The organism is Paenibacillus sp. TC-CSREp1 (genome assembly GCF_050171015.1).
Taxonomy (GTDB): domain Bacteria; phylum Bacillota; class Bacilli; order Paenibacillales; family Paenibacillaceae; genus Paenibacillus; species Paenibacillus silvae.
This window is the reverse complement of the sequence record NZ_JBNOKM010000006.1, coordinates 340,691-365,051: the sequence shown is the minus strand read 5'-3', so window position 1 is coordinate 365,051 and position 24,361 is coordinate 340,691. Positions and strand designations below refer to the sequence as shown.

The 24,361-nt window shown below is 46.7% G+C and carries 27 protein-coding genes and 1 riboswitch; of the genes, 21 read left to right on the top strand and 6 right to left on the bottom strand.

All coding sequences use genetic code 11. The features are described from left to right. Positions 1 to 29 precede the first annotated feature (29 nt). Positions 30 to 347: a transposase gene (locus ACQSGY_RS11845; RefSeq protein ID WP_111270792.1), complete on the bottom strand. Its 318-nt coding sequence runs from the start codon at positions 345 to 347 to the stop codon at positions 30 to 32. Between the two features lie 233 nt (positions 348 to 580). After that, entirely contained in the window at positions 581 to 1,132 is a 552-nt protein-coding gene (locus tag ACQSGY_RS11840; protein WP_427052030.1) for a glutathione peroxidase, read from the bottom strand. A gap of 393 nt (positions 1,133 to 1,525) precedes the next feature. Here ACQSGY_RS11840 and ACQSGY_RS11835 point away from each other — a divergent pair, with 393 nt between their 5' ends. From ACQSGY_RS11835 to sigF, 4 genes are all read left to right on the top strand, one after another. Beyond that, on the top strand, positions 1,526 to 2,647 hold the full coding sequence (locus ACQSGY_RS11835) for a D-alanyl-D-alanine carboxypeptidase family protein (protein WP_427052037.1): 1,122 nt from the start codon (positions 1,526 to 1,528) through the stop codon (positions 2,645 to 2,647). Between the two features lie 142 nt (positions 2,648 to 2,789). Continuing rightward, entirely contained in the window at positions 2,790 to 3,143 is a 354-nt protein-coding gene (gene spoIIAA, locus ACQSGY_RS11830; RefSeq protein WP_110895208.1) for an anti-sigma F factor antagonist, read from the top strand. Continuing rightward, positions 3,140 to 3,595 carry an anti-sigma F factor gene (gene spoIIAB, locus ACQSGY_RS11825; protein ID WP_110895206.1) on the top strand — a complete coding sequence of 152 codons (456 nt, stop codon included), beginning with the start codon at positions 3,140 to 3,142 and terminating at the stop codon, positions 3,593 to 3,595. Before spoIIAA ends, spoIIAB begins: the two co-directional genes overlap by 4 nt. Before the next feature lie 14 nt (positions 3,596 to 3,609). Continuing rightward, positions 3,610 to 4,365, top strand: a complete 756-nt coding sequence (sigF, locus tag ACQSGY_RS11820; RefSeq protein ID WP_110895204.1) for an RNA polymerase sporulation sigma factor SigF — start codon at positions 3,610 to 3,612, stop codon at positions 4,363 to 4,365. A gap of 119 nt (positions 4,366 to 4,484) precedes the next feature. Here sigF and ACQSGY_RS11815 read toward each other — a convergent pair whose 3' ends face one another. Beyond that, a complete protein-coding gene (locus tag ACQSGY_RS11815) occupies positions 4,485 to 5,408 on the bottom strand; it encodes an EamA family transporter (RefSeq protein ID WP_145403897.1) in 924 nt (307 codons plus the stop codon). Positions 5,409 to 5,516: 108 nt separating this feature from the next. Here ACQSGY_RS11815 and ACQSGY_RS11810 point away from each other — a divergent pair, with 108 nt between their 5' ends. The 17 genes from ACQSGY_RS11810 to ACQSGY_RS11730 all read left to right on the top strand — a co-directional run bounded on the left by ACQSGY_RS11810 (position 5,517) and on the right by ACQSGY_RS11730 (position 22,326). After that, on the top strand, positions 5,517 to 6,431 hold the full coding sequence (locus tag ACQSGY_RS11810) for a helix-turn-helix domain-containing protein (RefSeq protein WP_427052029.1): 915 nt from the start codon (positions 5,517 to 5,519) through the stop codon (positions 6,429 to 6,431). A gap of 404 nt (positions 6,432 to 6,835) precedes the next feature. Further along, complete coding sequence (locus ACQSGY_RS11805) at positions 6,836 to 7,492, top strand: stage V sporulation protein AA (protein WP_427052028.1); 657 nt, start codon at positions 6,836 to 6,838, stop codon at positions 7,490 to 7,492. After that, positions 7,479 to 7,901 (top strand): stage V sporulation protein AB, encoded by a 423-nt coding sequence (locus tag ACQSGY_RS11800; protein WP_111269610.1) that lies wholly within the window; start codon positions 7,479 to 7,481, stop codon positions 7,899 to 7,901. The genes ACQSGY_RS11805 and ACQSGY_RS11800 overlap by 14 nt, the downstream gene beginning before the upstream one ends. A gap of 87 nt (positions 7,902 to 7,988) precedes the next feature. After that, on the top strand, positions 7,989 to 9,599 hold the full coding sequence (locus ACQSGY_RS11795; RefSeq protein WP_427052036.1) for a spore germination protein: 1,611 nt from the start codon (positions 7,989 to 7,991) through the stop codon (positions 9,597 to 9,599). Between the two features lie 103 nt (positions 9,600 to 9,702). Continuing rightward, positions 9,703 to 11,034 (top strand): diaminopimelate decarboxylase, encoded by a 1,332-nt coding sequence (lysA, locus tag ACQSGY_RS11790; protein ID WP_216514819.1) that lies wholly within the window; start codon positions 9,703 to 9,705, stop codon positions 11,032 to 11,034. A 272-nt stretch (positions 11,035 to 11,306) separates the two neighbouring features. Beyond that, positions 11,307 to 11,738, top strand: coding sequence for a peptidylprolyl isomerase (locus ACQSGY_RS11785; RefSeq protein WP_110895194.1), 432 nt, complete (start codon positions 11,307 to 11,309; stop codon positions 11,736 to 11,738). 276 nt (positions 11,739 to 12,014) lie between these two features. Next, positions 12,015 to 13,349 (top strand): hypothetical protein, encoded by a 1,335-nt coding sequence (locus ACQSGY_RS11780; protein WP_427052027.1) that lies wholly within the window; start codon positions 12,015 to 12,017, stop codon positions 13,347 to 13,349. 154 nt (positions 13,350 to 13,503) lie between these two features. Next, a riboswitch (FMN riboswitch) is annotated at positions 13,504 to 13,669 on the top strand. A gap of 329 nt (positions 13,670 to 13,998) precedes the next feature. Continuing rightward, the gene (ribD, locus tag ACQSGY_RS11775) at positions 13,999 to 15,102 is read left to right on the top strand and encodes a bifunctional diaminohydroxyphosphoribosylaminopyrimidine deaminase/5-amino-6-(5-phosphoribosylamino)uracil reductase RibD (RefSeq protein WP_427052026.1); all 1,104 of its coding nucleotides are present in this window, start codon (positions 13,999 to 14,001) and stop codon (positions 15,100 to 15,102) included. 89 nt (positions 15,103 to 15,191) lie between these two features. Beyond that, positions 15,192 to 15,860: a riboflavin synthase gene (locus ACQSGY_RS11770; RefSeq protein WP_427052025.1), complete on the top strand. Its 669-nt coding sequence runs from the start codon at positions 15,192 to 15,194 to the stop codon at positions 15,858 to 15,860. Between the two features lie 64 nt (positions 15,861 to 15,924). Continuing rightward, positions 15,925 to 17,166: a bifunctional 3,4-dihydroxy-2-butanone-4-phosphate synthase/GTP cyclohydrolase II gene (locus ACQSGY_RS11765; RefSeq protein WP_427052024.1), complete on the top strand. Its 1,242-nt coding sequence runs from the start codon at positions 15,925 to 15,927 to the stop codon at positions 17,164 to 17,166. 131 nt (positions 17,167 to 17,297) lie between these two features. After that, positions 17,298 to 17,765, top strand: coding sequence for a 6,7-dimethyl-8-ribityllumazine synthase (gene ribH, locus ACQSGY_RS11760; RefSeq protein WP_090922403.1), 468 nt, complete (start codon positions 17,298 to 17,300; stop codon positions 17,763 to 17,765). Positions 17,766 to 17,868: 103 nt separating this feature from the next. Next, positions 17,869 to 18,669, top strand: coding sequence for a segregation and condensation protein A (locus tag ACQSGY_RS11755; RefSeq protein ID WP_145403890.1), 801 nt, complete (start codon positions 17,869 to 17,871; stop codon positions 18,667 to 18,669). Then, on the top strand, positions 18,638 to 19,336 hold the full coding sequence (gene scpB, locus ACQSGY_RS11750; RefSeq protein ID WP_427052023.1) for an SMC-Scp complex subunit ScpB: 699 nt from the start codon (positions 18,638 to 18,640) through the stop codon (positions 19,334 to 19,336). Before ACQSGY_RS11755 ends, scpB begins: the two co-directional genes overlap by 32 nt. A 173-nt stretch (positions 19,337 to 19,509) precedes the next feature. Then, positions 19,510 to 20,292: a DUF2953 domain-containing protein gene (locus tag ACQSGY_RS11745; protein ID WP_427052022.1), complete on the top strand. Its 783-nt coding sequence runs from the start codon at positions 19,510 to 19,512 to the stop codon at positions 20,290 to 20,292. Positions 20,293 to 20,480: 188 nt separating this feature from the next. Beyond that, positions 20,481 to 20,957 (top strand): GerW family sporulation protein, encoded by a 477-nt coding sequence (ytfJ, locus tag ACQSGY_RS11740; protein ID WP_427052021.1) that lies wholly within the window; start codon positions 20,481 to 20,483, stop codon positions 20,955 to 20,957. Between the two features lie 164 nt (positions 20,958 to 21,121). Beyond that, positions 21,122 to 21,544, top strand: a complete 423-nt coding sequence (locus ACQSGY_RS11735; RefSeq protein ID WP_427052020.1) for a phage holin family protein — start codon at positions 21,122 to 21,124, stop codon at positions 21,542 to 21,544. Next, positions 21,544 to 22,326: a peptidoglycan recognition protein family protein gene (locus ACQSGY_RS11730; RefSeq protein WP_427052019.1), complete on the top strand. Its 783-nt coding sequence runs from the start codon at positions 21,544 to 21,546 to the stop codon at positions 22,324 to 22,326. The genes ACQSGY_RS11735 and ACQSGY_RS11730 overlap by 1 nt, the downstream gene beginning before the upstream one ends. A gap of 414 nt (positions 22,327 to 22,740) precedes the next feature. Here ACQSGY_RS11730 and ACQSGY_RS11725 read toward each other — a convergent pair whose 3' ends face one another. From ACQSGY_RS11725 to ACQSGY_RS11715, 3 genes are all read right to left on the bottom strand, one after another. Then, a complete protein-coding gene (locus ACQSGY_RS11725; RefSeq protein WP_427052018.1) occupies positions 22,741 to 22,929 on the bottom strand; it encodes a hypothetical protein in 189 nt (62 codons plus the stop codon). A gap of 226 nt (positions 22,930 to 23,155) precedes the next feature. Continuing rightward, a complete protein-coding gene (locus tag ACQSGY_RS11720; RefSeq protein WP_427052017.1) occupies positions 23,156 to 23,425 on the bottom strand; it encodes a hypothetical protein in 270 nt (89 codons plus the stop codon). A gap of 184 nt (positions 23,426 to 23,609) precedes the next feature. After that, the gene (locus ACQSGY_RS11715) at positions 23,610 to 24,350 is read right to left on the bottom strand and encodes a GT-D fold domain-containing glycosyltransferase (protein WP_427052016.1); all 741 of its coding nucleotides are present in this window, start codon (positions 24,348 to 24,350) and stop codon (positions 23,610 to 23,612) included. Positions 24,351 to 24,361 lie beyond the last annotated feature (11 nt).

The following is a 24,361-nucleotide window of genomic DNA, read 5'->3' as shown; positions in this document are numbered from 1 at the left end:
GGAGCGATGGTTTTCCACAAACTGAAACCTTAGCTCTTTGGTTTGCTGAAGATGTGCACTGCTTTTTTTACAATAGCCAGTTCCTCTTGTGTATCTGCAAGGGTATGTTCTTTCTCTTGAAGCAACCGGCGCATTTCTTTAAGCTCTGCTTCCAGTTCTTTCACTCGATCCACACTAGCTACGGGCTCATGTTTAAGTTCGCGATACTTGCCCATCCATTGGTGTAACGTACTTTTTGGAATGTTGAGTTCTTCAGCTAGATCTCCAAGCGTCTTCGTCTGCTCTTGGATAAATTTGACCGTTTGTTTCTTAAATTCTTCATTATACCGTTGCCGTTGTTCTCCCATGTGGACACACCTCCGTTCCTCTTATTATCCTTCCGTCCGTTAACGGGTGTCCACTTTTTATTCTAGCAACAGAGTGAGGGAGGATTGAGTTGAATTCATCTTCCTTGGTTTAACGAATTGAACAGGGAACAAATCATGGAATGAGGTATTCTCCATGATTTGTTCCCTTTTTTAGTGATAACCAGGAGGTAAGGATATCTTGTACACAGCGTGTACATTGCATTCATCTTCAATCAGATGGAAAGCAAGGATTGGATCACAGGCTCTATTTCCATGGGTTCAGTCGTTGTCTCATATCTTCCGCACACCTGCCCGTTCTGATCAACCAAAAACTTCGTAAAGTTCCATTTGATCCCGTCTCCCTCGTAAATATCGGGGTATTTCTCCTTCAAAAAACGATCCATCCACTCTCCGCTTTCCGTTTCAGTATCAAAACCTGGAAAGGGTGCTTGTGCTGTCAAGAATTCAAAGATCGGGTGGACGTTTAACCCTCTAACTTCTATTTTTTCAAATAACGGGAAGGTCAGCTTGAACAGATTTTCACAATCTGCTTTCACTTCGGCATTGTGCCCGGGCTCCTTCTCATTAAACTGGTTACAAGGAAAAGCAAGAATTTCAAAACCATAATGCTGATATTTATCGTACAGCTGTTGCAGAGTCGTAAATTGACGAGCGTAGCTGCACTTACTGGCTGTATTAACAACAAGAAGTACTTTGCCTCGGTACATTGTTAAATCAGCTGGGCTGCCATCGATGAAATGAATATTCATATCAAAAAAAGACATCGCATTCTCCCTCCTTAAATATTTAACTTGTGACATATACATCATAAATCAGCGCTATTCATAGGGGAAATATATTATAACGATTACTCACATAGGTAAATCCTATAAAGAAATATCTTTAATGAAATATTTCAGGTACGTAAACCCTTTTCCAATCAGGTAAATATCCGGCCACGATAACATGACTCTTTCAACAAAGAAAAGCTATGTCTCTTACTTCAATAAAAAAAGTTAGGGAAAACCTGCTGAGAATGGAATAATTTACTGCAAACGGGCCGACAATGGTTAGCAGTACATGCGAGGATAGACACCGAGCATTTCATTTGAGGAGGGAACCTAGTGAGAAAAAGAATAATGGCATCTTTCATGACCGTTTGTATGCTGCTGCCTCTAATGGCGGCTCCGGCGTTGGCTGAAGAGTCACCCAAGGTTAATGGGGGAGCGGATTTGGCTCCATCGGCACGCTCTGCCATCTTGATGGATGCGGACACGGGCACCGTTATTTATGAGAAAAACAGTCATGATCAGCTGCCTCCGGCAAGCATTACGAAGATTATGACAATGCTGCTTACGATGGAAGCGATTGATTCGGGTAAGCTCAAGTTAACGGATAAAGTGAGAACGAGTGAATATGCGGCGTCTATGGGCGGTTCACAGATTTTTCTCGAGCCGGGTGAAGAGATGTCTGTAGATGATATGTTAAAAGGGATCGCTATGGCCTCTGGCAATGATGCATCGGTGGCGATGGCAGAGAAGCTGGCTGGCTCGGAAGAGGCCTTTGTGCAGCTGATGAACGAGCGTGCGCAGGAGCTGGGCATGAAGGATACACTTTTTGCCAATGCGAACGGTCTGCCAGTGGCTAATCATTACTCCTCTGCTCACGATATTGCGGTGATGAGCCGTGAATTGTTGAAACATCAAGGCATTACCAAATATACAGGAGCTTATCAGGATTACCTGCGTAAAGACTCCGAGAAGCCATTCTGGCTTGTGAACACGAACAAACTTGTACGTTTCTATCAGGGAGCAGACGGTTTGAAAACCGGGTACACCTCGGAAGCCAAATTCTGTCTGTCGGCTACCGCCTCGAAGGATGGGCTGCGTGTAGTAGCTGTTGTTCTGGGTGAGCCGAATACCAAAACCCGAAACAGTGAAGTTTCTTCCATGTTCGACTACGCCTTTGCTCAATACACCATGAAGGCACTTTATAAAGCGGGCGATCTGCTGGGCAGTCTGAAAATTGAAAAAGGCGACGTCGCCGAGCTGCCGCTGAATGCCTCCCAAAACTACAGTGTTCTGATGCGCAAAGGGGCCAAGTCGAATGATATTCGTCATGAGCTTATTGTCGCCAAGGAACTGAAAGCACCGATCAAAGCCGGACAAAGTGTGGGCAAGCTTGTCGTTTATCAGGGCAACGAAGTCATTAAGGAATTTGATATCCAGGCTCCGCAGGATGTAGGTAAAGCAGGCTGGTGGAAGCTGTTCAAGCGCACAACCTCGGGCTTGTTTGATTAAACGGCAAGAAACGTCTTTCTCCTTGCACCTTGAACAGTTTTTGTAGTTAAATAGGGGTTTTCTTCTAGTTTTGTCGGGGGGCAGGAAAAGCTTCTGGCAGCGTAGAAATCCTTGTTCAAGACAGGGAGGAGAGTGGGCAAACGTGAACTTGAATGTGGACATGGAGCATCACCGCGGGATTTTGATTGTACGATTATCCGGGGAGCTGGATCACCATACAGCCGATATGGTTCGCATGCAGATGGACGAAGCGATTCAGCGCAGACAAAGTGAACACCTGGTACTCAGTCTGAAGGATCTGCAATTTATGGACAGCTCGGGGCTTGGTGTTATTTTGGGAAGGTACAAGTTGATCAAAAATAAAGGCGGCAAAATGGTCGTCTGCGATGTCAATGCGCCGGTGTATCGTTTGCTGGAAATGTCGGGGTTGTTCAAGATCATGCCGATATACGAAAATGAGGGAACTGCTCTCTCAGGTCTGGAGGTCGTCTCATGAATGAAGGAACAGGGACAAATTTCATGAATCTGCAATTCGCGGCCAAGTCGGAGAATGAATCGTTTGCCCGGGTGACGGTAGCTGCTTTTATCTCGCAGCTTGATCCGACGATGGACGAGCTCAGCGACCTCAAAACGGTTGTCTCCGAAGCGGTGACTAACAGTATCATTCACGGATACAACAACAACCCGGAAGGTGTAGTAACCATTCAGGCCGAGATTCGTGAGGATATGATTACGATTATCGTAGAGGACCGCGGCGAAGGCATTGAGGATCTTGATCTGGCGAAACAGCCGCTGTATACGTCCAAACCCGAGCTTGAGCGGTCGGGCATGGGCTTTACCATTATGGAGAACTTCATGGATGAATTCGAAGTCAGCAGCGAGCCCGGCAGAGGCACCTCCATCAAGATGAAAAAAAGGATAGAATCCAAGAAAGCATTGTATAATTAGGGGTTGGTATTCTTATGGATGCTGAAGTGAAACCATCTTCACAGACCTACTTGGACGATGCCGAGGTCAAACGGCTGATTGCGCTCAGTCAGTCGGGTGACCATGTATCTCGGGATACGCTGGTGAACTGCAACATCAGACTCGTCTGGTCCGTCGTGCAGCGTTTTATGAACAGGGGATATGAACCGGAGGATCTGTTCCAGATCGGGTGTATCGGCCTGCTCAAGTCAGTGGACAAGTTCGATCTTAGTTATGACGTAAAGTTCTCGACGTATGCGGTACCGATGATCATTGGTGAGATTCAGCGTTTCCTGCGGGATGACGGGACCCTCAAGGTTAGTCGTTCGCTGAAAGAGATGGCTAACAAAGTCCGCAAAAAGCGGGATGAGCTGTCCAAACATCTGGATCGGCTGCCAACGATCAAGGAGGTTGCCGCTGAACTCGGGGTTACTCCGGAGGAAGTGGTCTTCGCCCAGGAGGCGAACAAACCGCCGACCTCTATTCATGAGACGGTATTTGAAAATGATGGTGATCCGATTACACTGATGGATCAGATCGCGGATGAAACGCAGGAGAAGTGGTTCGACAAGCTGGCGCTGAATGAAGCAATCGGCGGCCTCAGTGAGCGGGAACGACTCATTGTGTATCTGAGGTATTACCGGGATCAGACACAATCGGAGGTGGCAAGCAGGCTGGGTATATCCCAGGTGCAGGTATCACGTCTGGAGAAAAAAATACTACAATCCATCCGCGATCAGATCGCGCAGTGATTCAGAAATGAATCATAGAGGATTTCATCCACCAGTATGGGTGATTATTCATCAATAAACGACAACTAACAACCTCAATTCGCGTTATTTAGCGATGAGGTTATTTGTCGTTTTTCAAATTATTCCGATATGGGAGACGAACGCTTGATCTGTAAAACGATAATCAAAACAATAATACATCCAGTTCCCAGCCATTGATAAACACCGAAGGGCTCATGAAGCCAAAGGACCATGGTTCCAACTGCGGCCAATGGCTCTGCGCTGCCCAACAAACTCGTTTCCTGAGGTGTAAGGTAATTCAGACTGGCGATGTAGAACCAGAATGCCAATAACGTTCCGATTAGAATGGAGAACAGTAAATAACCGCAGGTTACAGGAGTGAGAAGTGTGAGGTCTATTTTCCATGGCGCATGCACAAAGCTCATACCCAGCCCTCCGATGACCATGGCCCAGCCAACCACCACCAGAGAATCAAACGTTTTGAGAAGTTTGACCGCATAGAGTGTATAGAAAGCAGCGGATACACCGGACAACAGTCCCCAGATTACAGCCGGCTGTGAGACAGATAACTGAGTCAGAGAACCGTTTGTTAACAGAAGAAAACATCCGGCCAGTGCCAGAACGGCGCAGGTCATAAGTTTGGCTGTAAGTCGCGATTGTTTGCGCAACACCATATATAACATGATCATAACAGGAGAAAGGTATTGCAAAAGTGTAGCGACAGCGGCATTGCCGTGGTCAATGGATGCCATGTACGTGTACTGAACAGCGAGCATACCGACCAAACCAAAAAGGATGAAGGATAGGGCTGTTTGTGTTGTTTTCCAAACCTCAACGATCTGAGAACGTTGACCTGTGAGGGATTGCAGTAAAAGAAGGAGGATGCCAGCACATAATAATCGTACAGTTACATACCAGTTGACATCAATGTGCTGCATCTGAAAGAGCTTTTGAGCTACGGTTCCTCCAATTCCCCAACAAGAGGCACCTGTCAAAACCAGAATAAAGCCCTTCCACTTGGATGTTGGTGCAGTTAATCTCATGTTTGCTCGCCTCGCCTTAAATATAAGAATAGTGATATAGTAAGGCAGTAATAGTTAATTTAATATCAAAATCTAACTAAAAAATATAACAATATTGAGATGGAGATTATGCGAAAAATTGAATTCGGGATCAATCAACAGTTAAAGGAACTGACGGAGCATCGTACAGATGACCTGTCGATTGCTTGTTACAAGACAACTATTGCCGAACATGTGCAAGGATATATTCCTTTACATTGGCATGATGAATTGCAGTTTGTAGCCGTAATTCAGGGCAAAATATTATTTTATATCAATGAAATGCAATTAGAGGTTACAAACGGGAATGGTGTGTTTATCAATAGCGGAATATTGCATATGGCAGAGGATTTAAACGAGGGAGAGCAAGGCAGTTATCTTTGTTTGAATGTGGCTCCACAATCCCTGGTGCCTGTCGAACTTAACATGAAATACGTGCAGCCCTATGTAACAGCAACAAATCTGCCTTTTTTATTGATCGAAGGATCTAGCTCTTGGGGGAAGCAGGTTCTTCAGGGTATCGCTAGAGTGAGAAAAGAAATGGAGGAACAGTCTCCATATTATGAATTGAATGTTGCAGCAACACTGCTAGAGATCTGGAAAGGTTTGGTGATGAACGGTTACTCACTTGAACATAACTCAGCAGATATGATTCGCAACAAACGTATGAAGGATATGCTGATGTGGATTCACCAAAACTATGCGGAGCCGCTCAGGCTGGAGGATATTGCAAAGGTTGGTCAGTTAAGCCGTGCGGAGACATGCAGAAACTTTAAGCAAATACTGCGTACGACTCCCATGCAATATGTGCTGGATTACCGTATTCGAAAAAGTACAGAGCTTTTGTGCTTCTCACAGCACAGTATTACCCAGATCGCTTATGAGGTAGGATTCAACAGTACAAGTTACTTTATCGACCAGTTCCGTAAAATAATGAAACGTACACCTTTGCAGTATCGAAGAGAGATGCAGAAGGGCAAGCAGCCTGTTGAGGGAGGAAAGTAGTGGTTATGTCCAATAACCAGCGCCCGATACCGATGCATCCCTAAGCGCCAGCGCCCCAGGTCGTTTTGCTTCTCCGCTTAGCCCTCCATGCGTTTCCCACCACGAGTATGCATCAAGCTTTTTCCCCCTGCCCCCGCCCGCAAGTTTCTTTCATATCGTTTGGAAAAGCGAGGGGGCAGCCAGCGGAGGGATGGAATCGGTAAAAGGAGCGAAGCGAGCGCGTTTATCACAGGATTTCCTCCTTGAAGAGGAGAAAACAAGAAATCCGGGGATAACCAGCGCCCGATACCGATCCATCCCGCAGCGTCCAGCGCCCCCTCCACACTCTTTTCCAACCTTGATGTAATAAATTTGCACATTCTTCAAATACTAACCTAAATTAAGCAAGTAAAGGAGTGCTTTGGATGTCCCAGACACCCACTCCAACGGTCTACGTTCGCATGCGCAGCCGAATTCGCATTCAGAGAGGACGAGCAGTCAAACTGAGGGATATAGCTCACGTACTGGCCTCATCCGAGGATCAGGAGCACAAACTGCTGGAGCTCGAACTGCTGCGGCCCGGACCGGAGGACGGCAACCTGATTCTCATTGATATTCTGCAGATTATTCCACGGATTCGGCAGTTGCTGCCGGACGTAAACGTGGAGCTAATGGGATCGGGACATACGTTAGTTGAAGTGATGGCGGGCAATGGCAAACCTTCAAAATCTCTCTTTATTCTCGTATGGCTGCTGCTGTTTTTCGGCTCGGCGCTGACGATTATGAATTTTCATGCGGACGTCAACATGCAGGAGGTTCAGATTCGGATTGTGGAGATGTTGACGGGTAAACGGGATGAGCATCCGTATTTGTTTCAGCTCGCCTATTCCTTGGGAATTGGCTTTGGCATGGCTGTCTTTTTTAATCATCTGTTCAAGAAAAAGTGGAATGAGGAACCTACACCGCTGGAAGTGGAGATGTTTCTATATCAGCAAAATGTGGATCAGTTTGTGGTCATCGAAGAGACCGAACGTATGCATGAGCAGCATCGCAGGGAGCTGAACAACGATGAGCGTGCTTAACGGAGCGATCAGCATTGTGCTTGGCATTGCAGGTGGCATTGCGGTGGGGAGTGGTGTCATAGCCCTTATTCTGGTGCTGGATATGATTCCAAGGCTGGCCCAAGTGACGCAATCCTATGACAAAACGCATTGGTACGAAGGGGCGCTCATCGGAGGTTCGTTACTGGGAACGGTAGCGGATTTCTGGCATTGGAAGATGCATGGGGTCATGCTGTTAAGTCCCATTGTCGGGCTGTTCTGCGGTGTGTTCATCGGTCTGCTGGCTGCGGCGCTGACAGAGGTGCTGAATGTACTTCCCGTCCTGGCCAAAAGACTGGGCATGAGGTCGTATTTGTTTGGACTGCTGCTGGCGATGATTCTGGGCAAAATGACAGGTTCGTTGTTTGATTTTTTCATATATCAGCGGTAAATCAGCGTCACAGGTTAAAGGAGGATGGACATGGACGAACATACAGAGCACACGGCTCACGAACAGGGTGATGGGATTACCGAAGACATGAACCACAAGTCTGCATACGAAATTCAGAGGGAAGAAGAGCAGAGGGCCCACCAGAAGAAAAAGCAAAACGAGATGTCGGACAGCATTGAAGAATCTGTTCATTACTGGCAGCATAACGACGAAATCTCGCCCCGCATGAGCGATAACAAAAATACTCTCAAGCAAGTGCTCGGACTTGGCGAGTCCTTTGATGTCGATCTCCGGGAAATGGTGCTGGGTGGCAAACATGTTGGATTACTGCTGCTGACGGGGTTTGCGAAGGATGAAATTTTGCTTGAAGTGTTAAAAAGACTAACCTATCTCTCCCCTGACCAGGTATCGGAACACGCGCTCAAATCCTATTTCGAATGTTACATTCCCCATATTCAGGTGGAACGTGTCGAGAAGATGAGTGCTGTCATCCGTAAGGTGTTAATGGGCATGAGCGCTATGTTTGTGGAAGGGGACCGCTCCGTTCTGATTATGGACACCCGGAGTTATCCGGTAAGGTCGCCTGAGGAGCCTTCACTGGAACGTGTCGTTCGCGGTTCGCGAGATGGTTTCACGGAAACGCTGCTGACCAATGTGGCGCTGGTACGTCGCAGAATTCGGGACCCAGGATTGAAGTTTGAACTCATGCAGGTCGGGCGGAGAACACAGACGGATGTGTGCGTTGTGTATATTGACGACATCGTTGACAAGGTACAGGTGGATTCAGTTCGTGAAAAGATACAGCGAGTCGATATCGATGGTATTCCGGCTGCCGACAAGCAACTGGAGGAAGCGATAATTAACAAAGGCTGGAATCCATTCCCTCTGGTTCGCTATTCCGAACGTCCTGACGTTACAGCTTCTCATCTGATGGAGGGACGTGTTGTTATTTTTGTAGATACGTCTCCCAGTGTGATGATCCTGCCTACGACTTTTTTTGATCTATGTGAGCATGCGGAGGAGAACAGGCAGACGGCTTTGATGGGAACCTATTTGCGATGGGTTCGCTTTGCAGGCATTCTGATGTCGTTGTTTTTATTGCCGCTATGGATGCTTATGGTTATTGAGCCTTCTCTCAAACCACCCGGGCTGGATTTTATTGGTCCGCAGGAAAGTGTAAAGCTGCCAATTATTATACAGTTTCTTCTGATTGAGCTTGGGGTTGACCTGCTGCGCATGGCCGCTGTACACACACCGACACCGCTGGCTTCAGCTATGGGTTTGATTGCAGCCATTCTGGTCGGAGATATTGCAGTGAAGACGGGGTATTTTGTCAATGAAGTGGTGCTGTATATGGCTATTGCAGCTATAGGCATGTTTGCAACACCGAGCTATGAGCTAGGACTGGCGAATCGACTGGTCAGACTGCTGCTTCTGGTTGCGGTTGCGATATTCAAGGTGCCAGGTCTGGTCGTTGGAACGACAATCCTGATTGTGGCTCTGACCACTCATCGCTCCTATAATTCTTCATATCTCTGGCCTTTTATACCGTTTAATGCAAAGGCATTTGGCAATTTTCTGTTCAGGGTTCCACTGCTTGTCAGCAAAAAACGTCCATCGTTCAACAAAACACGTGACAACACCAAGATGTCGGACGATCCTGACGGTGAGCTGCGAAAAAGTAAAAAACACAAATGATGTGCCGAAAAATCCATTCATCTCCCGGCTTAATTTGGTATACTGGTGTAAAATCAATGGAATAGCAAATGTTCCAGTATATAAAAAGTGAGGAATGCAGACGATGTATTTACACGGTACAAGTAGAATAAATGAGCAAGGTCATCTGGAGATTGGTGGAGTAGACGTAACAGATATGAAAGAGCAATTCGGCACACCGCTCTATGTTGTGGACGAGCAATTGGTTCGCGAGCGCTGCAGAGAATACATGGAGGCATTTCGCGCTTCCGGTCTGGGCTTCCAGGTTGCCTATGCAAGTAAAGCATTCTGTGTTATGGCGATGTGTGCCCTGGCAGCGGAGGAAGGTCTCTCCCTGGATGTTGTATCTGACGGAGAGCTGTTCACAGCGCTACAGGCAGGTTTCCCGGCGGAGCGTATTCACTTCCACGGCAATAACAAAACGCTGGAAGAAATCGAAATGGCGCTTGACGCCGAGATTGGCTGCTTCGTAGTAGATAACTTTAACGAGCTGCACCTTCTCCAAGCTGTTGCAGCGGACAAAAATCTCAAAGTTAACGTTCTCCTGCGTGTGACGCCGGGGGTTGAGGCACATACGCATGAATATATTTCGACAGGACAAACGGACTCCAAGTTCGGTTTCGATATTGGAAATGGCACTGCATTCGAAGCGATTGAACTGGCATCCAAACAGCCTAATCTGGTATTGCTCGGTGTGCATTCTCACATCGGTTCGCAAATCTTCGAGGTTGAAGGCTTCCAGATGGCGGTTCAACGTGTTGCTGAATTTGCAGCAAGTGTATATGAGCGCCTGAACGTTGCATTCAAGGTGGTAAACCTCGGTGGCGGGTTCGGAATCCGTTACATTGATGGAGATACGCCGCTTGAAGTGGCACAGTATGTGAAGGCGATTACGGATGCGGTAAAAAATCATTTTGCGCAAATCGGTTATGCTGTGCCTGAAATCTGGGTAGAGCCGGGCCGCTCCATCGTAGGTGAAGCAGGTACAACACTTTACACGGTTGGAACAAGCAAAGACATTCCAGGCGTGCGTAAATATGTAGCGGTAGATGGCGGTATGACGGATAACCCGCGTCCTGCGCTGTATGAGTCCAAATACGAAGCGGTACTGGCTAATCGTGCAAACGAAGCAGCCACAGAAACCGTTTCTGTAGCTGGTAAATGCTGCGAGAGCGGTGATATGCTGATCTGGGATCTGGACCTGCCAAAAGTAGAAAGCGGCGACCTGCTGGCTGTAGCCTGCACTGGCGCTTACAACTACTCAATGGCGAGCAACTACAACCGGATTCGTCGTCCAGCCGTTGTGTTTGTCAAAGACGGTCAAGGAGATGTTGTTGTACGTCGCGAGTCGTATCAGGACATTATCCAGAACGACCTCGTTCCAGCGCGTATTGGCAAACAGCCGGTTACTCGTTAATTCAATTTACTCATGAAAAAATAAGAGGCGGAAGAGGGAGGAGATCCCTTTTTCCGCTTTTTGGCTTGTATGCCGCAAATCTGGAGTTACGTACGTCTGCATAATGTGCTTCGAACTTGTGCTTTTTGACAGGACAAATCGAAAAAAATGCTGTTTGTTTTGCGATTCATCCCTTTTCGGTGTACACTAATAAAAGTGCTGTAATGCTTGACCTCAAGGTTGGTATTACGTCACAACTCACTATGCTCAAAATTGAAAGGAGTCATTTACATATGGCGAAACAAGCGAAAATTAAATTGGCAAACGGCGGAGAAGTTCTGATTGACCTGTTCGATCAGGAAGCTCCGAATACCGTAGCAAACTTTGAAAAGCTGGCAAACTCCGGCTTTTATAACGGTCTAGTATTCCACCGCGTTATTCCGGGCTTTGTAGCTCAAGGCGGATGCCCTAGCGGTACGGGTACTGGTGGCCCTGGTTACACAATCAACTGCGAGATCAACCCGAACAAACACGAGCGTGGAACCCTTGCAATGGCACATGCTGGACGCAACACTGGCGGAAGCCAGTTCTACATCTGCTACCAGCCACAGCCGCATCTGGATGGACAACATACTGTTTTCGGTAAAGTAACGAAAGGTATGGAGTTTGTAGATGCATTCGAAGGCCGCGACAAAATGGAAACGGTCGAGGTTGTAGAAGTTTAATTCAACCAGCTGCATAACAACTATAACTACTGAGCCCCTGATATCTTCTATTACAGAAGTACCAGGGGTTTTGTGCATTTATTGGCTTTTTGATAGAAGAACATGGCTTGATCTTGTCAAAAATAAGCTTAAAGGAACTGGTGAGTTCATGAAACCTGGGTTACTCTAGGTTGAAGACATGATTTGGTGATTCCTGCTCCGCAATAGAGGTATCCTTACATAGGAGTATAACGCCATGAAGGAAGTACATATGTAATAAACTTAACGTGAAAGGATGTGTTGACTTTGGGTTTGGATATTGTACAGCAGCTTAAATTACTTCAGCACATTTATAGTGAGAGTACAACTTGGGACGAGCAGATCCATGCTTCAAGACAGATTGTGCCTAAGGACGTATCAACGGAGCAATTACAGGCATTAGAGGCTGCTGGGCATGAACCTAATCGCATTGCAAGACCGCAGCATGAGGAGACGATCCGTGACCTGAGAACATTGGCAGAGCGTTGGACAGTTCAGGACGCTGCTGAGGCTTTTGTGGCTTCTCTATGGTCAGCGCCAATGATCTGGCGTTCACTTCTTACAGGTAAACTGATTGCAACCAGCATGCCGGATCATGAATATAAGCCGTATCCTTCGAGTCACAAGTGCCAGATCTGTGGTCTGGATGTGAATGACGGAGTAGATACATCGCTTCAGTGGTACTGGCGGATGACAAATGGCACACCTCTGGATGGTCACATTTTTGGACATGTACTGGCTATGAGGGAGATGGCTGCTTCACCCGAGATTCCTGCTCCGACTGAATATGATCGCTGGACGTTCAGTGCTGTTCTTACTGTACTGCGCAATTTGCCTCCCAAGACCCGTTACAGCAAGGCTGCGGATGCACTGAAAAAAGCACAACTGCTGCCTTCCAAAAAGATATATGTGTACCGGGACCTGCTCGAGACGCTGGCACTAGCAGGCATTCTGGACACACCAGAGCAGCCGGGCATGATGACTGCGTTCACTTCTTATGCAGAACGTGACATGCGACCTAATACCCGTGTTGAGGTTCAAGCTCCGCTCGCATGGTGGGATTCATCTGTCGGGATTAACGAGCAGAATCTGTCCCGGATTTTCGGTGACTTCAATTGCAGTGATGTATCGCTTGAGCACAAACCTGAACCGAATCCACCAGCGAGTGAGACGGTTATTGGTGCATTCGAAAGCAGACGAGCTGTCGGTGTCAAGGCCAAGGTTCCCAAAAAATCTCCGGATGCCGGCACAGGTGAGGTGCTGCCTGGAGATGTATATGCTGTGAAGGTGCTTAGTGGTGTTTGGGTTACCGTTTACTGCCATGTAGTGAAGGACAAACGTGCCATAGTTGAGTATTTGGATGGTGTGTTTCCAGATATGCCGGGAAAAGAAGAGCTTATTCTGACCGTTCGTCCTAGGCCGGATGAACGCTGGCAGTGTTCGGCTATCGGAATGGACTCTACGAGTTGGGTTAGAAGAGTGGCCCGGGATATGCCAGCTCCTGCTGCTGACCAGCCAGCACCAAACCGTATTCCTTTCCATTCGGCAAAGGATTTAAGACACATGGCTAGCTGGTGTTTTCCTGATCTATAGAACTTATTTTCTCTCTAGGATTAAGATCCGTGTCTCGTGCAAGATGCGGATTAGAATGCATAAATGCTTATTAAAAGTTAGTATGTGACAAAAAGAAACAAAAATAAATTGATTTTTTGACACTAAAGTGCTAACATCCAATTAATAACGTAAGCGAATCCTTCAGGGCAGGGTGAAATTCCCTACCGGCGGTGATGTCCATGTTGAAGCAGAGTTTGCATATCAACATAACAAAGTCCGTGACCTGTCTGCCTGTGGCAGATGGCTGATCTGGTGTAATTCCAGAACCGACAGTATAGTCTGGATGGGAGAAGGAGAGTGTGTATGCCGGACAGGCTGCACGCCGCAGGAGTAATGCTGCATAGCTGTTCAGCAAGCGATAGCTCGCAGGTGCTATGCAGGGAAGGTTCGTAGTTGAACGAAGCTTCCTGTACGTCATACCGATTTATAAGAAACTCTTTACCTGAACAATGTATTTATCGGGGTATGTGTTTGTTTTCACTTGCCTGAAATATGATTTTGGGTGAAGTGTGGTATGGTGTATTCCTTTTACTCTTGCAGATGACATTAGTCTCTCATCATCCCCACTCGAACGGATTGTTCGGCGGGGATTTTTTAGTTCAAGATTATAACCGTGGGGTGAACGGATATGGAAATGATCAATGATGAATTTTATATGGCGTTAGCACTGGATATGGCAGAACGGTCACAAGGACAGACTGGAATTAATCCTGTTGTGGGATGTGTCGTTGTTAAGGATGGACGGGTTGTTGGCCTGGGAAGCCATCTGAAGAGAGGAACAGGCCATGCAGAAGTGCATGCTCTGAATATGGCTGGAAGTGATGCGGAGGGCAGTACGGTTTATGTAACACTCGAACCTTGCAGCCATTATGGCAAAACACCGCCGTGTAGTGAACGATTGATTCATGAGAAGGTCAAACGTGTCGTTGTCTGCTGTGAAGACCCGAATCCGCAGGTATCCGGTACAGGCATCAGTATGCTTCGTCAACAAGGCATCGAAGTTGAAGTGGGTGTTTTGCGCGAACGCGGAAGACGCTTGAATGAGAAGTTTATCAAGTTTATTACGACCGGTTTGCCTTTCGTTACCCTGAAAACAGCTTCAACGCTGGATGGGAAAATTGCAACGCGCAGCGGAGACAGTAAATGGATTTCGAACGAGCCGGCACGTGAAATTGTACATGCGCTTCGTCACCGTCACCAGGGCATTATGGTAGGGGTAGACACGGTCATTGCCGATAATCCAGAGCTGACAACGCGTTTGCAGGTAGAGGGCATCAGCCCGGTAAGAATCGTGGTGGATTCCAAGCTGCGACTTCCTGTAGGCTCTAAAATAGTCAAGGACGGGCTTGCACCAACCTGGGTGCTTACCACTGATGAGGCCAGCCAGGAGGCGGCAGAGCGCCTTGAGGCGTACGGTGTAGAAGTGATACGCTGTGGCCCTGGACCCCGTGTCGATCTGCTGCATGGACTAAGCAAGCTGGGAGAACGCGAGATCGGCTCGATACTGCTTGAAGGCGGCGGCACGTTAAATGGTGCAATGCTCGAGGCACGTTTGGTGGATCGACTGCTTATGTTTATTGCTCCGAAAATTGTGGGTGGGTATGATACCCCTGGAAGCTTCCGTTTTGAAGGTGTAGAGCGGATGAGTCAGGCGATCCAGCTGCATCAGCTGGAAATTGAGCAAGTTGGAGATAATATTAGCATTGGCGGCATTCCGGTCTGGCCGGAGTAACTGGCTGGTTAGACGAATCTGAACAAAGTGAGGTCTTATAACAAATAAGACTGCAAGTGTACAGTGCTTTAAACTAGGGAGGCGGCAGCATGTTTACGGGTTTGGTGGAAGAAGTGGGTCAAATTCGGCGTATTGGTCGTAAAGGCGAAGCCCTGGTTCTGAACATCAGCGCGTCTGTCGTTATGCAGGATTTGAAAATTGGCGACAGCGTAGCGGTGAACGGGGTTTGTCTGACAGCGACAACGCTGGAGAGCGGAGGCTTTACGGCAGATGTTATGCCTGAGACGTATCGTCATACCAACCTCAGTCAGCTTCAGTCCGGCAGCAAGGTAAATCTGGAGCGAGCCATGCTGTCGGGTGGGCGCTTTGGTGGTCATATCGTGCAAGGTCATGTGGACGGGACAGGGGTGATTGGTAACATCACGCGCGATCAAAATGCAGTTGTATTTGAGATCAAGCCGGATGACAGCGCCCTGTTCAAGTATCTGATCCCAAAAGGATCTGTGACTGTAGATGGTATAAGCCTGACGGTGGTACAAACGAACCAAGGCTCCTTTACCGTTTCAATCATTCCTCATACGATCGGGGAAACGGTACTGAATGTGAAGAAGACGGGAGATACCGTCAACCTTGAATGTGATATTTTGGGGAAATATGTAGATCATCTGTTGCAGTATGGCAAAGGTCATGCAGAGACAAGTGCTGGCAAGCCGCGCAGCATCAGTGAGGAGTTTCTCTCTAATCACGGATTTGCATGATTCAGGGCTGTCAAGGATTCGTATGATCAAGCATTAAATAAAACTGGAAGCAGGAGGTGCATCGATGTCAGAACATTCCGAACCATCTGTTCTGGATTCAATTGAAGAAGCTATTTATGATCTGATGCGTGGCAAGCCGGTTATTGTGGTTGATGATGAAGATCGTGAAAATGAGGGTGACTTTATCGCCTTGGCGGAAAAGGCAACCCCGGAGGTTATCAATTTCATGATCACTGAAGGCAGAGGGCTCGTATGTGTACCGATTACACAGCAGCGTGCAGACGAGCTTAATCTGAAGCCAATGGTGCAGCAAAATACCGATTTTCACGGGACAGCCTTTACCGTCTCGGTGGACCATATAGACACAACAACAGGCATCTCGGCGCATGAGCGTTCGATTACCGTTAAAGGCTTGATTGATCCGAACGCGAAAAGCAGTGATTTTCGCAAACCGGGTCACATGTTCCCGTTGATCGCCAAAGACGGCGGTGTATTGCGTCGTGCCGGACATACGGAGGCAGCTGTAGACCTTGCCATCATGTGCGGCTCATACCCGGCCGGGGTAATCTGTGAAGTTATCAAGGAAGATGGCACCATGGCCAGATTGCCGGATTTGCAGGAGATTGCAAGCAGGCATAACCTCAAGCTGATCAGCATTCAGGATATGATCCGGTATAGGAACGAGAAGGAAAAGCTTGTACAGCGTGAGGTTTCTGTTCGCATGCCAACGGATTTCGGGGAATTTCAGGCGGTTGCATACACCAATGCTGTGGACAATAAAGAGCATGTTGCGCTGGTCAAAGGCGAGATTGACGGCTCCAAGCCTGTGCTCGTTCGTGTTCATTCGGAGTGTCTGACTGGAGATGTATTCCACTCGCATCGTTGTGATTGCGGTCCACAGTTTGATGCAGCGTTGAAACAGATCCATGAAGAGGGCAACGGTGTGCTGCTTTACATGAGGCAGGAAGGCCGAGGCATCGGTCTGATCAACAAACTGAAGGCATACAAGCTGCAGGAGGAAGGTCTCGACACGGTGGATGCCAATCTGAAGCTCGGGTTCGCCGCTGATTTGCGTGATTATGGTATCGGTGCACAGATTCTGAAGGACCTTGGTGTTCGTCAGATTCGTTTGTTAACGAATAACCCGCGGAAGATCAAAGGTCTGGAAGGTTACGGGCTTGAAGTGGTTGAGCGTGTGCCTATTCAGATGAAGGAAAATGAGGACAATACCGCTTATTTGCATACGAAACAAGCCAAGCTGGGTCATATGCTCAAGTTCGATGATATCGAGCAAAACGAACAGTAATACATGTGAACACGGACGTTTTCAATGTGTGGCACTGAAAACGGACGAACTAAATAATGGTAATTGAAACGAAACTGGAAGTTAGTTCCAGTAAAACCGACAACTTATATATCGACAGGGAGATGACAGGAATGCCTAATTATTTTGAAGGACATTTAGTATCGGAAGGTTTAAAATATGGCGTGGTAGTTGGACGTTTTAATGAATTCATTACTAGCAAGCTGCTAAGCGGGGCACTGGATGCGTTCAAGCGCCATGGCGTGCAGGATAATGAAGTGGATGTAGCCTGGGTACCGGGTGCATTTGAAATCCCGCTGATTGCTCAGAAAATGGCTGAAAGTGGCAAGTATGATGCAGTGATTACACTCGGAACGGTTATTCGCGGCTCTACTACGCATTATGATTATGTCTGCAACGAGATGGCCAAAGGTGTGGCGGCGATTAACCTGAAAACAGGCGTGCCAACCATCTTCGGATTGGTTACTACAGAGAACATTGAGCAGGCCATTGAACGTGCTGGAACGAAGGCTGGTAACAAAGGCTGGGATGCAGCTACAGCTGCAATTGAAATGGCGAACTTGACGAAACAGCTAAAATAGTGCTTATTTAATAGTAGTGCCCTGCTTTGCGCAGACGAAATCGGGAGATCGGTTTCGAACGGCTGGCAGGGTTTTGTATTTTTTTGGCGGGAGGATTCGTCTAGTGACGGTAGTTACATATAAACTGGAGACTTTTGAAGGGCCTTTGGATCTGCTGCTTCATCTGATTGATAAGGCTGAGATCGACATCCAGGATATTCCCATCAGCGATATTACCGATCAATACATGGCGTATCTGCACTCCATGCAGGAGCTGGAGCTGGATATTACAAGTGAATTTCTGGTGATGGCGGCTACGCTGCTGTCTATCAAGAGCAAGCTTCTACTGCCTAAACCGCCGGTTATCGAGGAGTTCGAGGATTATGATTATATGGAAGATGAGGATTATGATCCACGTGCTGAACTGATTGCACGGCTGATTGAATATCGTAAATATAAAGGTATTGCAAGGCATCTCCATGAACGGGAATGGGAGAGAAGTCTTATTTTTTCCAAGGAACCTGAGGATTTGCGGCCCTACATGCCTGAACAGGAGCAATCAAACCCGGTACAGGGTCTGCATACTTCTGATCTCATTGCGGCGTTCCAGAAGGCATTGCGCAAGGCTGACAAGCGTACAACGGTCACCCGGATCAAACGGGATGAAATATCGGTCAAGGACCGTATAAGAGAAGTTGTTGGTGCCTTGGAGCGTGTGGGTCCTGGAGGGCGGCTGTTATTTTCCAAGCTTATGGATGACCAGATATATCGGCATGAGATTGTGGTGACCTTTCTGGCAGTGCTGGAGCTGATGAAGATGAAGCAGATTGTGTGTTATCAGGAGCGATTGTTTGAGGATATCGTTATGGAGTGGAGAGGGGAAGCAACGAATCATGGATTTTCCGAAATTGAAGTCGATTATTGAGGGCCTGCTGTTTTTGTCCGGAGAAGAGGGCCTGAGTGTCAAACAAATTGCCGAGATTGTTGATCAGCGCGTGGAGCTTGTTACGGATGCGATCGAGGAGATGATTCGTGAGTTTTCAAGTCAGGGGCGCGGGGTGCAGATTCTGAAGATTGCGGGAGTTGTGCAGCTGGGAACACTGCCTGAGCATGCGGCTTATTTCGAGAAGCTGGCGTATTCTCCGGCACGTACGTCTTTGTCCCAAGCGGCACTGGAGACACTGGCCATTGTTGCTTATCGTCAGCCGATCACACGGGTGGAGATTGAAGAGATTCGTGGTGTAAAATCCGAACGAGCCATTCATACTTTGGTGAACAAGGATTTAATTGTTGAAGTGGGGAGAGCGGAAGCGATCGGACGCCCGATTTTGTATGGAACGACGAAGTCGTTTCTCGATTATTTCGGACTTGCCTCGATTAAAGATCTTCCAGAACCGGGCCTGTTTGAAGACTCTGAAAATCTGGAGGAGGAAACACAGCTGTTGTTCAACAAGCTGGACATGCAGCAGCCAGATGCTCAAGAGCCTGATGTGAATAATGCGTTTGATTTTGAAGAAAATGAAGGGTCATCTACTGATCAGGATTTTGCTGGACATACAGAAGACGAAGACCCTTGGAACTCATCCAAGTAGTTATAGGACATTTTATTAAAAGAACTGCCAAGGCGAAGTGGACATAGATCCTGCTTCGTCTTTTTTATGATTTCGGGCTGGTGATCCTCTGCCAAGAGCAAGCGAGTGTGGGATAAAGTTGGAATTTTCAAAAGAATCGTGAATTTTTTCCAGTGAGAAATGCCATACTAGACATGAAAAGAATTGAGGGCTTGGAGGTAAGGCCTGTGTGGATCTGGCTTGGAGGAATCGGTTTGTTCATCGCACTGCTGATTGCCGCAGTCCTCATCTCAAATGTTCATGTACATGTTGTGTTTCGCAAACATAAGAGCGATGACTACGCTAATATTAATATTCGGCTGTTGTACGGCATCGTACGTATGAATTACGAGATTCCGAGCATTGTTTTCCGAAATATGAAAGAGGGTTTCCTGCTCAAAACAGAGCAGTCCATGAATCATTCCAGAGGAGAAGTGCTGGGAAGTCAGCAAGTGAACAAACGAAAAGTGAAAAATTGGGCCAAAGATGTCAAGGTCATGCTGCGTGCAACCGAGGCCTTAAAGCTGTGGGTTAAACAGACCCTTCAGCATGTGTATATAACCAATCTGTTCTGGTCTACTGCAGTCGGGGTCGGCGATGCTGCATATACGGCGATGCTGTCAGGCTGGTTGTGGAGCGTGAAGTCGATGATTGTCGGTTTTTTAACGTATCAGATGCGGTTCAGAACGGTGCCTGACCTTGAAGTTCTTCCGGTTTGGTCGGAGGAAATGGAGTTTCGAACAGAACTGGACTTCAAGCTGCGCATGCGGGTTGCTTCACTATTGTCAGCAGGCTTGAGGTTAATGACACGTGTGCTTCAGGTTGAAGGCGGCTGGCGAATGTGGATCAAGCTTATTCAAGAGCAGCGCCGCAAGTCCAAGGAAAAGAAAAAGCGCAAGCATATTGTGGATAAAGAACCCCATTCCTCCGAAACGTAGAGGGTCAGCGAACATGGCTTGGTAGTAGGGCTGGTCACATAAGGTGTGTTCCTCTGGATTTGTTACATAAGTCCCCGAAGTTTGGGGATGATATGGTTAGATCAAAAACCTGCAAGTTGAACGAATGCTTTACATTTCTTCTTGAGTTCAGCTTGTATAGTTTACATTGAAACTGGAGGGAATATGAAATGTCAGATCATCCAATTCAAGGCTTAATGGAAACTGCTATGGAAAATATCAAGGCCATGGTGGATGTCAATACAATCGTTGGCGATGCTGTAGAGACACCGGATGGCACGGTTATTCTGCCGATCAGTAAAGTGGGCTTTGGTTTTGCTGCAGGCGGCAGTGATTTTAACGTAAACGACGGGAAAGGAAACAGTACGTCCAGCACGACAGAGCATGCGCACTCAGCCAAGGTTGCTTCTCCGTTCGGCGGCGGCAGCGGCGGCGGTGTATCCATCCGTCCGATCGCTTTCCTGGTCGTAGGCAAGCAGGGCGTGCACATCGTACCACTTGATAATTCGACGCACTTGTTCGAAAAATTGATTGATTCTACCCCGTATGTCCTTGACCGTATCCAGGAAATGTTTCGCAATCGGAACCATACAACAACGGAAACAGGCATCCCGGTGACACCTAACGACAATTCGACTTACAGTTAAACAGGCATCTGTAAATTCCCTCCCACCCTCCGGGTGCAGGAGGGATTTTTTGTTGTTTGCTTTGCGAAAGATTATTGTTTTTTAGTACGTTTCTTTTGAGAATGAGACAGAAGTCCATGAACCGCCTAACCTAGACATGAAATAGATATGAAGGGGGAAAGGCAATGCAGAGAGATACTGTATTTATGGTTATGTTTGGATGGGCATTATCTGCTGTAGTTTATTTGGTAGGAGGAATCAATCATCTATTAATTGCAGTGACGATTTTTGTGGGACTCGACTATGTTACAGGAGTTTTGGCTGCTTGGTACAAAAAAGAACTGTCCAGCAGGGTAGGCTGGTGGGGGCTTGCGCGTAAAACCTTAACATTTGTGTTTGTGATCATTGCTCATCAACTCGATATTGTTGCAGGTAATTCAAATGATTTTATGCGTGATGCAATGCTAATGTTTATTATCGGCACCGAAGGGATCAGCATACTGGAGAATATGGGGAAAATGGGACTTCCCGTGCCTAAATTTATTACTTCGGCATTATTCAAGCTTCGTGGTAATGATCAGCAAAGTGACGATCGGGGGAATACCTGATGATTCAGGTAATTGAAGACTATATCCCGGTAAATATCTATAGCAGGCCTGGTCTGAAGCTAAAAGCCAAACGAGGAATTGTGATGCACTACACAGCTTCTCCAGGGGCATCAGCTAGCAATATAAGCAAATATTTTGCCAGTCTTGCACAGCAAATGGTGAGCAAAGGTTCGAAAGGTCGTTATGCAAGTGCCCACTTTTCAGTTGATCGCACATCTATTTATTGCAGCCTCCCCGATGACGAGATGGCTTATCATTGCGGAAGCAAGACATACACCCAAGAAGCTCTGAAGAAGTTGGGATCATATCCCAACAACAGCACTGTAGGTATTGAGATGTGTATTGAAAAGGATGGAAGCATTCATGAGGAGACGTTTAATCGAGTGGTTGACTTGGCTGTATATCTCATACAGCAACGAGGTTTTCCAGAGGTTTTCTTCACTCATAAGGAGGTTGTTGGCTGGAAGGACTGTCCATTGCCATGGATCAAGCAACCAGACCAATATGAAAGATTCAAGCAGGCCGTACATAGAAAATTGAATTCGCTGGTGGAGCCCGCGGCAATGGAGGATGACGAAATGAATCAAGTATTGAATTATGCAGAATGGGCATGGAGAGAACTAGACCAATATATTGGCGATGCGTATAAGGATCAGATCATCCATGAGCAGGCATGGGTGGAAAAAGCACGGAAAAGAGCATTAACTTACGGGGAGTTACTGATGTTAAAAGTTATCATTGATGAACGAAGACGCAAGGGGATGCAGAGTCAAAGGGATTAACACTTGACTCTGGCAGGTTCAACCTGGTTTGTTAACCAGGAGTTGAAGTGAGAAGCATCTTTCAGAAAAAAACAGTTCTGAATAATAATGATCCTCTCGGGATGCTCTATCTCATATTGGTAATGTACGGATGAAGAATCCAGCAAACCAACTAACGGAAGTGAATTCAATTGCGCTTCTTCATCTCGAGAGATAAAATCCATGATCACAAGTCAACCTTTCTGTTCATTACGAAGCTATTTTATCAAATGTTTTTGAATATTTTATCCAGAGAGAAGCTCTTAAACGTTATACGAATTTGTCTGTACAATGTTAAGCCGATAAATAATAAAAGCAGAACCCTACGTCGTTAGACATAGGGTTCTGCTGCTGCTTTTTTAAAGATAGCGTATGTTCTAGCTAAGGATTGACGGCTTACGATTGAATAAACGTAGTAAGTTCTTCATCTGTAAGATGTAGTTCGGCAAAGGCTTTACATATCTTCTGGAACGATCTGATCGTATTGGTCTCATAAAGAATCTCCATAGGATCAAATCCTAACATAACCAGAGCATCGATAAGCTCTGATTGATCTACTTCATTGTATTGAAGTATTTCGAACATCGTTTCTATGACGGTTAAGTATAGGATAGCTTTGTTAACGGGCTCGATAGGTTTCTCCTCCCCTGTGTTCAATTCATACGCAGCGTCAATTATGCTTCGCATATACTTAGAGTAAGCCGGAGAGAAATAAAACTAACATGCTGTTGTTGCTGGGGGTGCTATTCTTTGATGAATGTATCGGTGTAGAACGTGAATCTTTCGCTAATTTAAAATGGAGTATGTAGAATTAAACCTGCTCATTAACTTCCTGAAGGATGGAATCAATTAATTGGTCATCCATCAGTGTGTTTGCCTTTTCGAGAGCTACCCACATGCCTTGCGGTTGATCAAAAAAAACGGTACGAAGGATCGGAGCAACTTCGTGCAATTGAATTTTTTCAGCTTTTACCATGCTAATCAAAGCAACGACGATCTCGTGTCCCTCTACATGCCCTTCCATAAATCGTGTCCTTAAATGATTTGCTACGGTTTCGGTTTTTGACTTCGAGTACGTCATTCTATTTCCCTCCAACAGTTCGAATATCTTAGCAGAGCTCCTCAGGATGAATGTATATATCAGGTTAGTTCAGGAGTTATCTTATCAATAATAAGGCAGATAGTTTATTTTATCAACAGCGTCGAGTCAGAAGAGACAGGTGTGCCTTAGCTTGAAAAAGACAGAAAAAAGACCCTGATCAGGGTCATTTCTGAGGACGTCCCTCCCAATAATCAGGAAAGCCATCATATTCCCATGCGTTCAGATTTTCCTTGTCAGCCTGAATAGCAACATCTGCACCAGAGCCAAAATCCACACCAACGGTATGCAGCTCCTTAGCTTTGACCGTGAGCACTTTGCCGGGAGCACCTGCGCACACAAGTGCGAGCTTCCAAGGAGATTGCTGATAAAGCTGCTCCATCTCTACAGTGGCTGATTCAACCTGAGACCAAGAGGGACAATCAACTGTTCCTACGATATGTTTCCAACCATATCTCCGCTCTAATACCTCTCTGTATACATCAGCTTTCGCTCCGCAGATTAGAACGGGAATGGTCCTGAACAGCTCGTAAAATAACGGATAACGGGCAATATAGTTATTCTCAAAAGCATAAAACGTTTCAACGGGCTCGACCTTGTAATATGCCAGACACATGTCAAAAAGCGGCTTGAAATACCAATGCTCCGTCTGTGTTAAATGTCCTACGTAATCGGCCTGTCTCAAGCAATGAACGAGGGTCTCCCGCGCATTTGCGTGGGGTAACGTAATTCCACAATATGTGGGATCATTTAACCAGCCATAATGAGATTTAATAAAGTCCATCGTCAGCACGGCGTCATGAGCCAAAATCGTATTGGACGCATCCCCGAACCGAATGGTGGCATGTGCCTCTCCATCAATGGCTTTCTGATGCCAACTACGAATCAGTTCTATGCTTCCTAGCACAGCTTTCACCT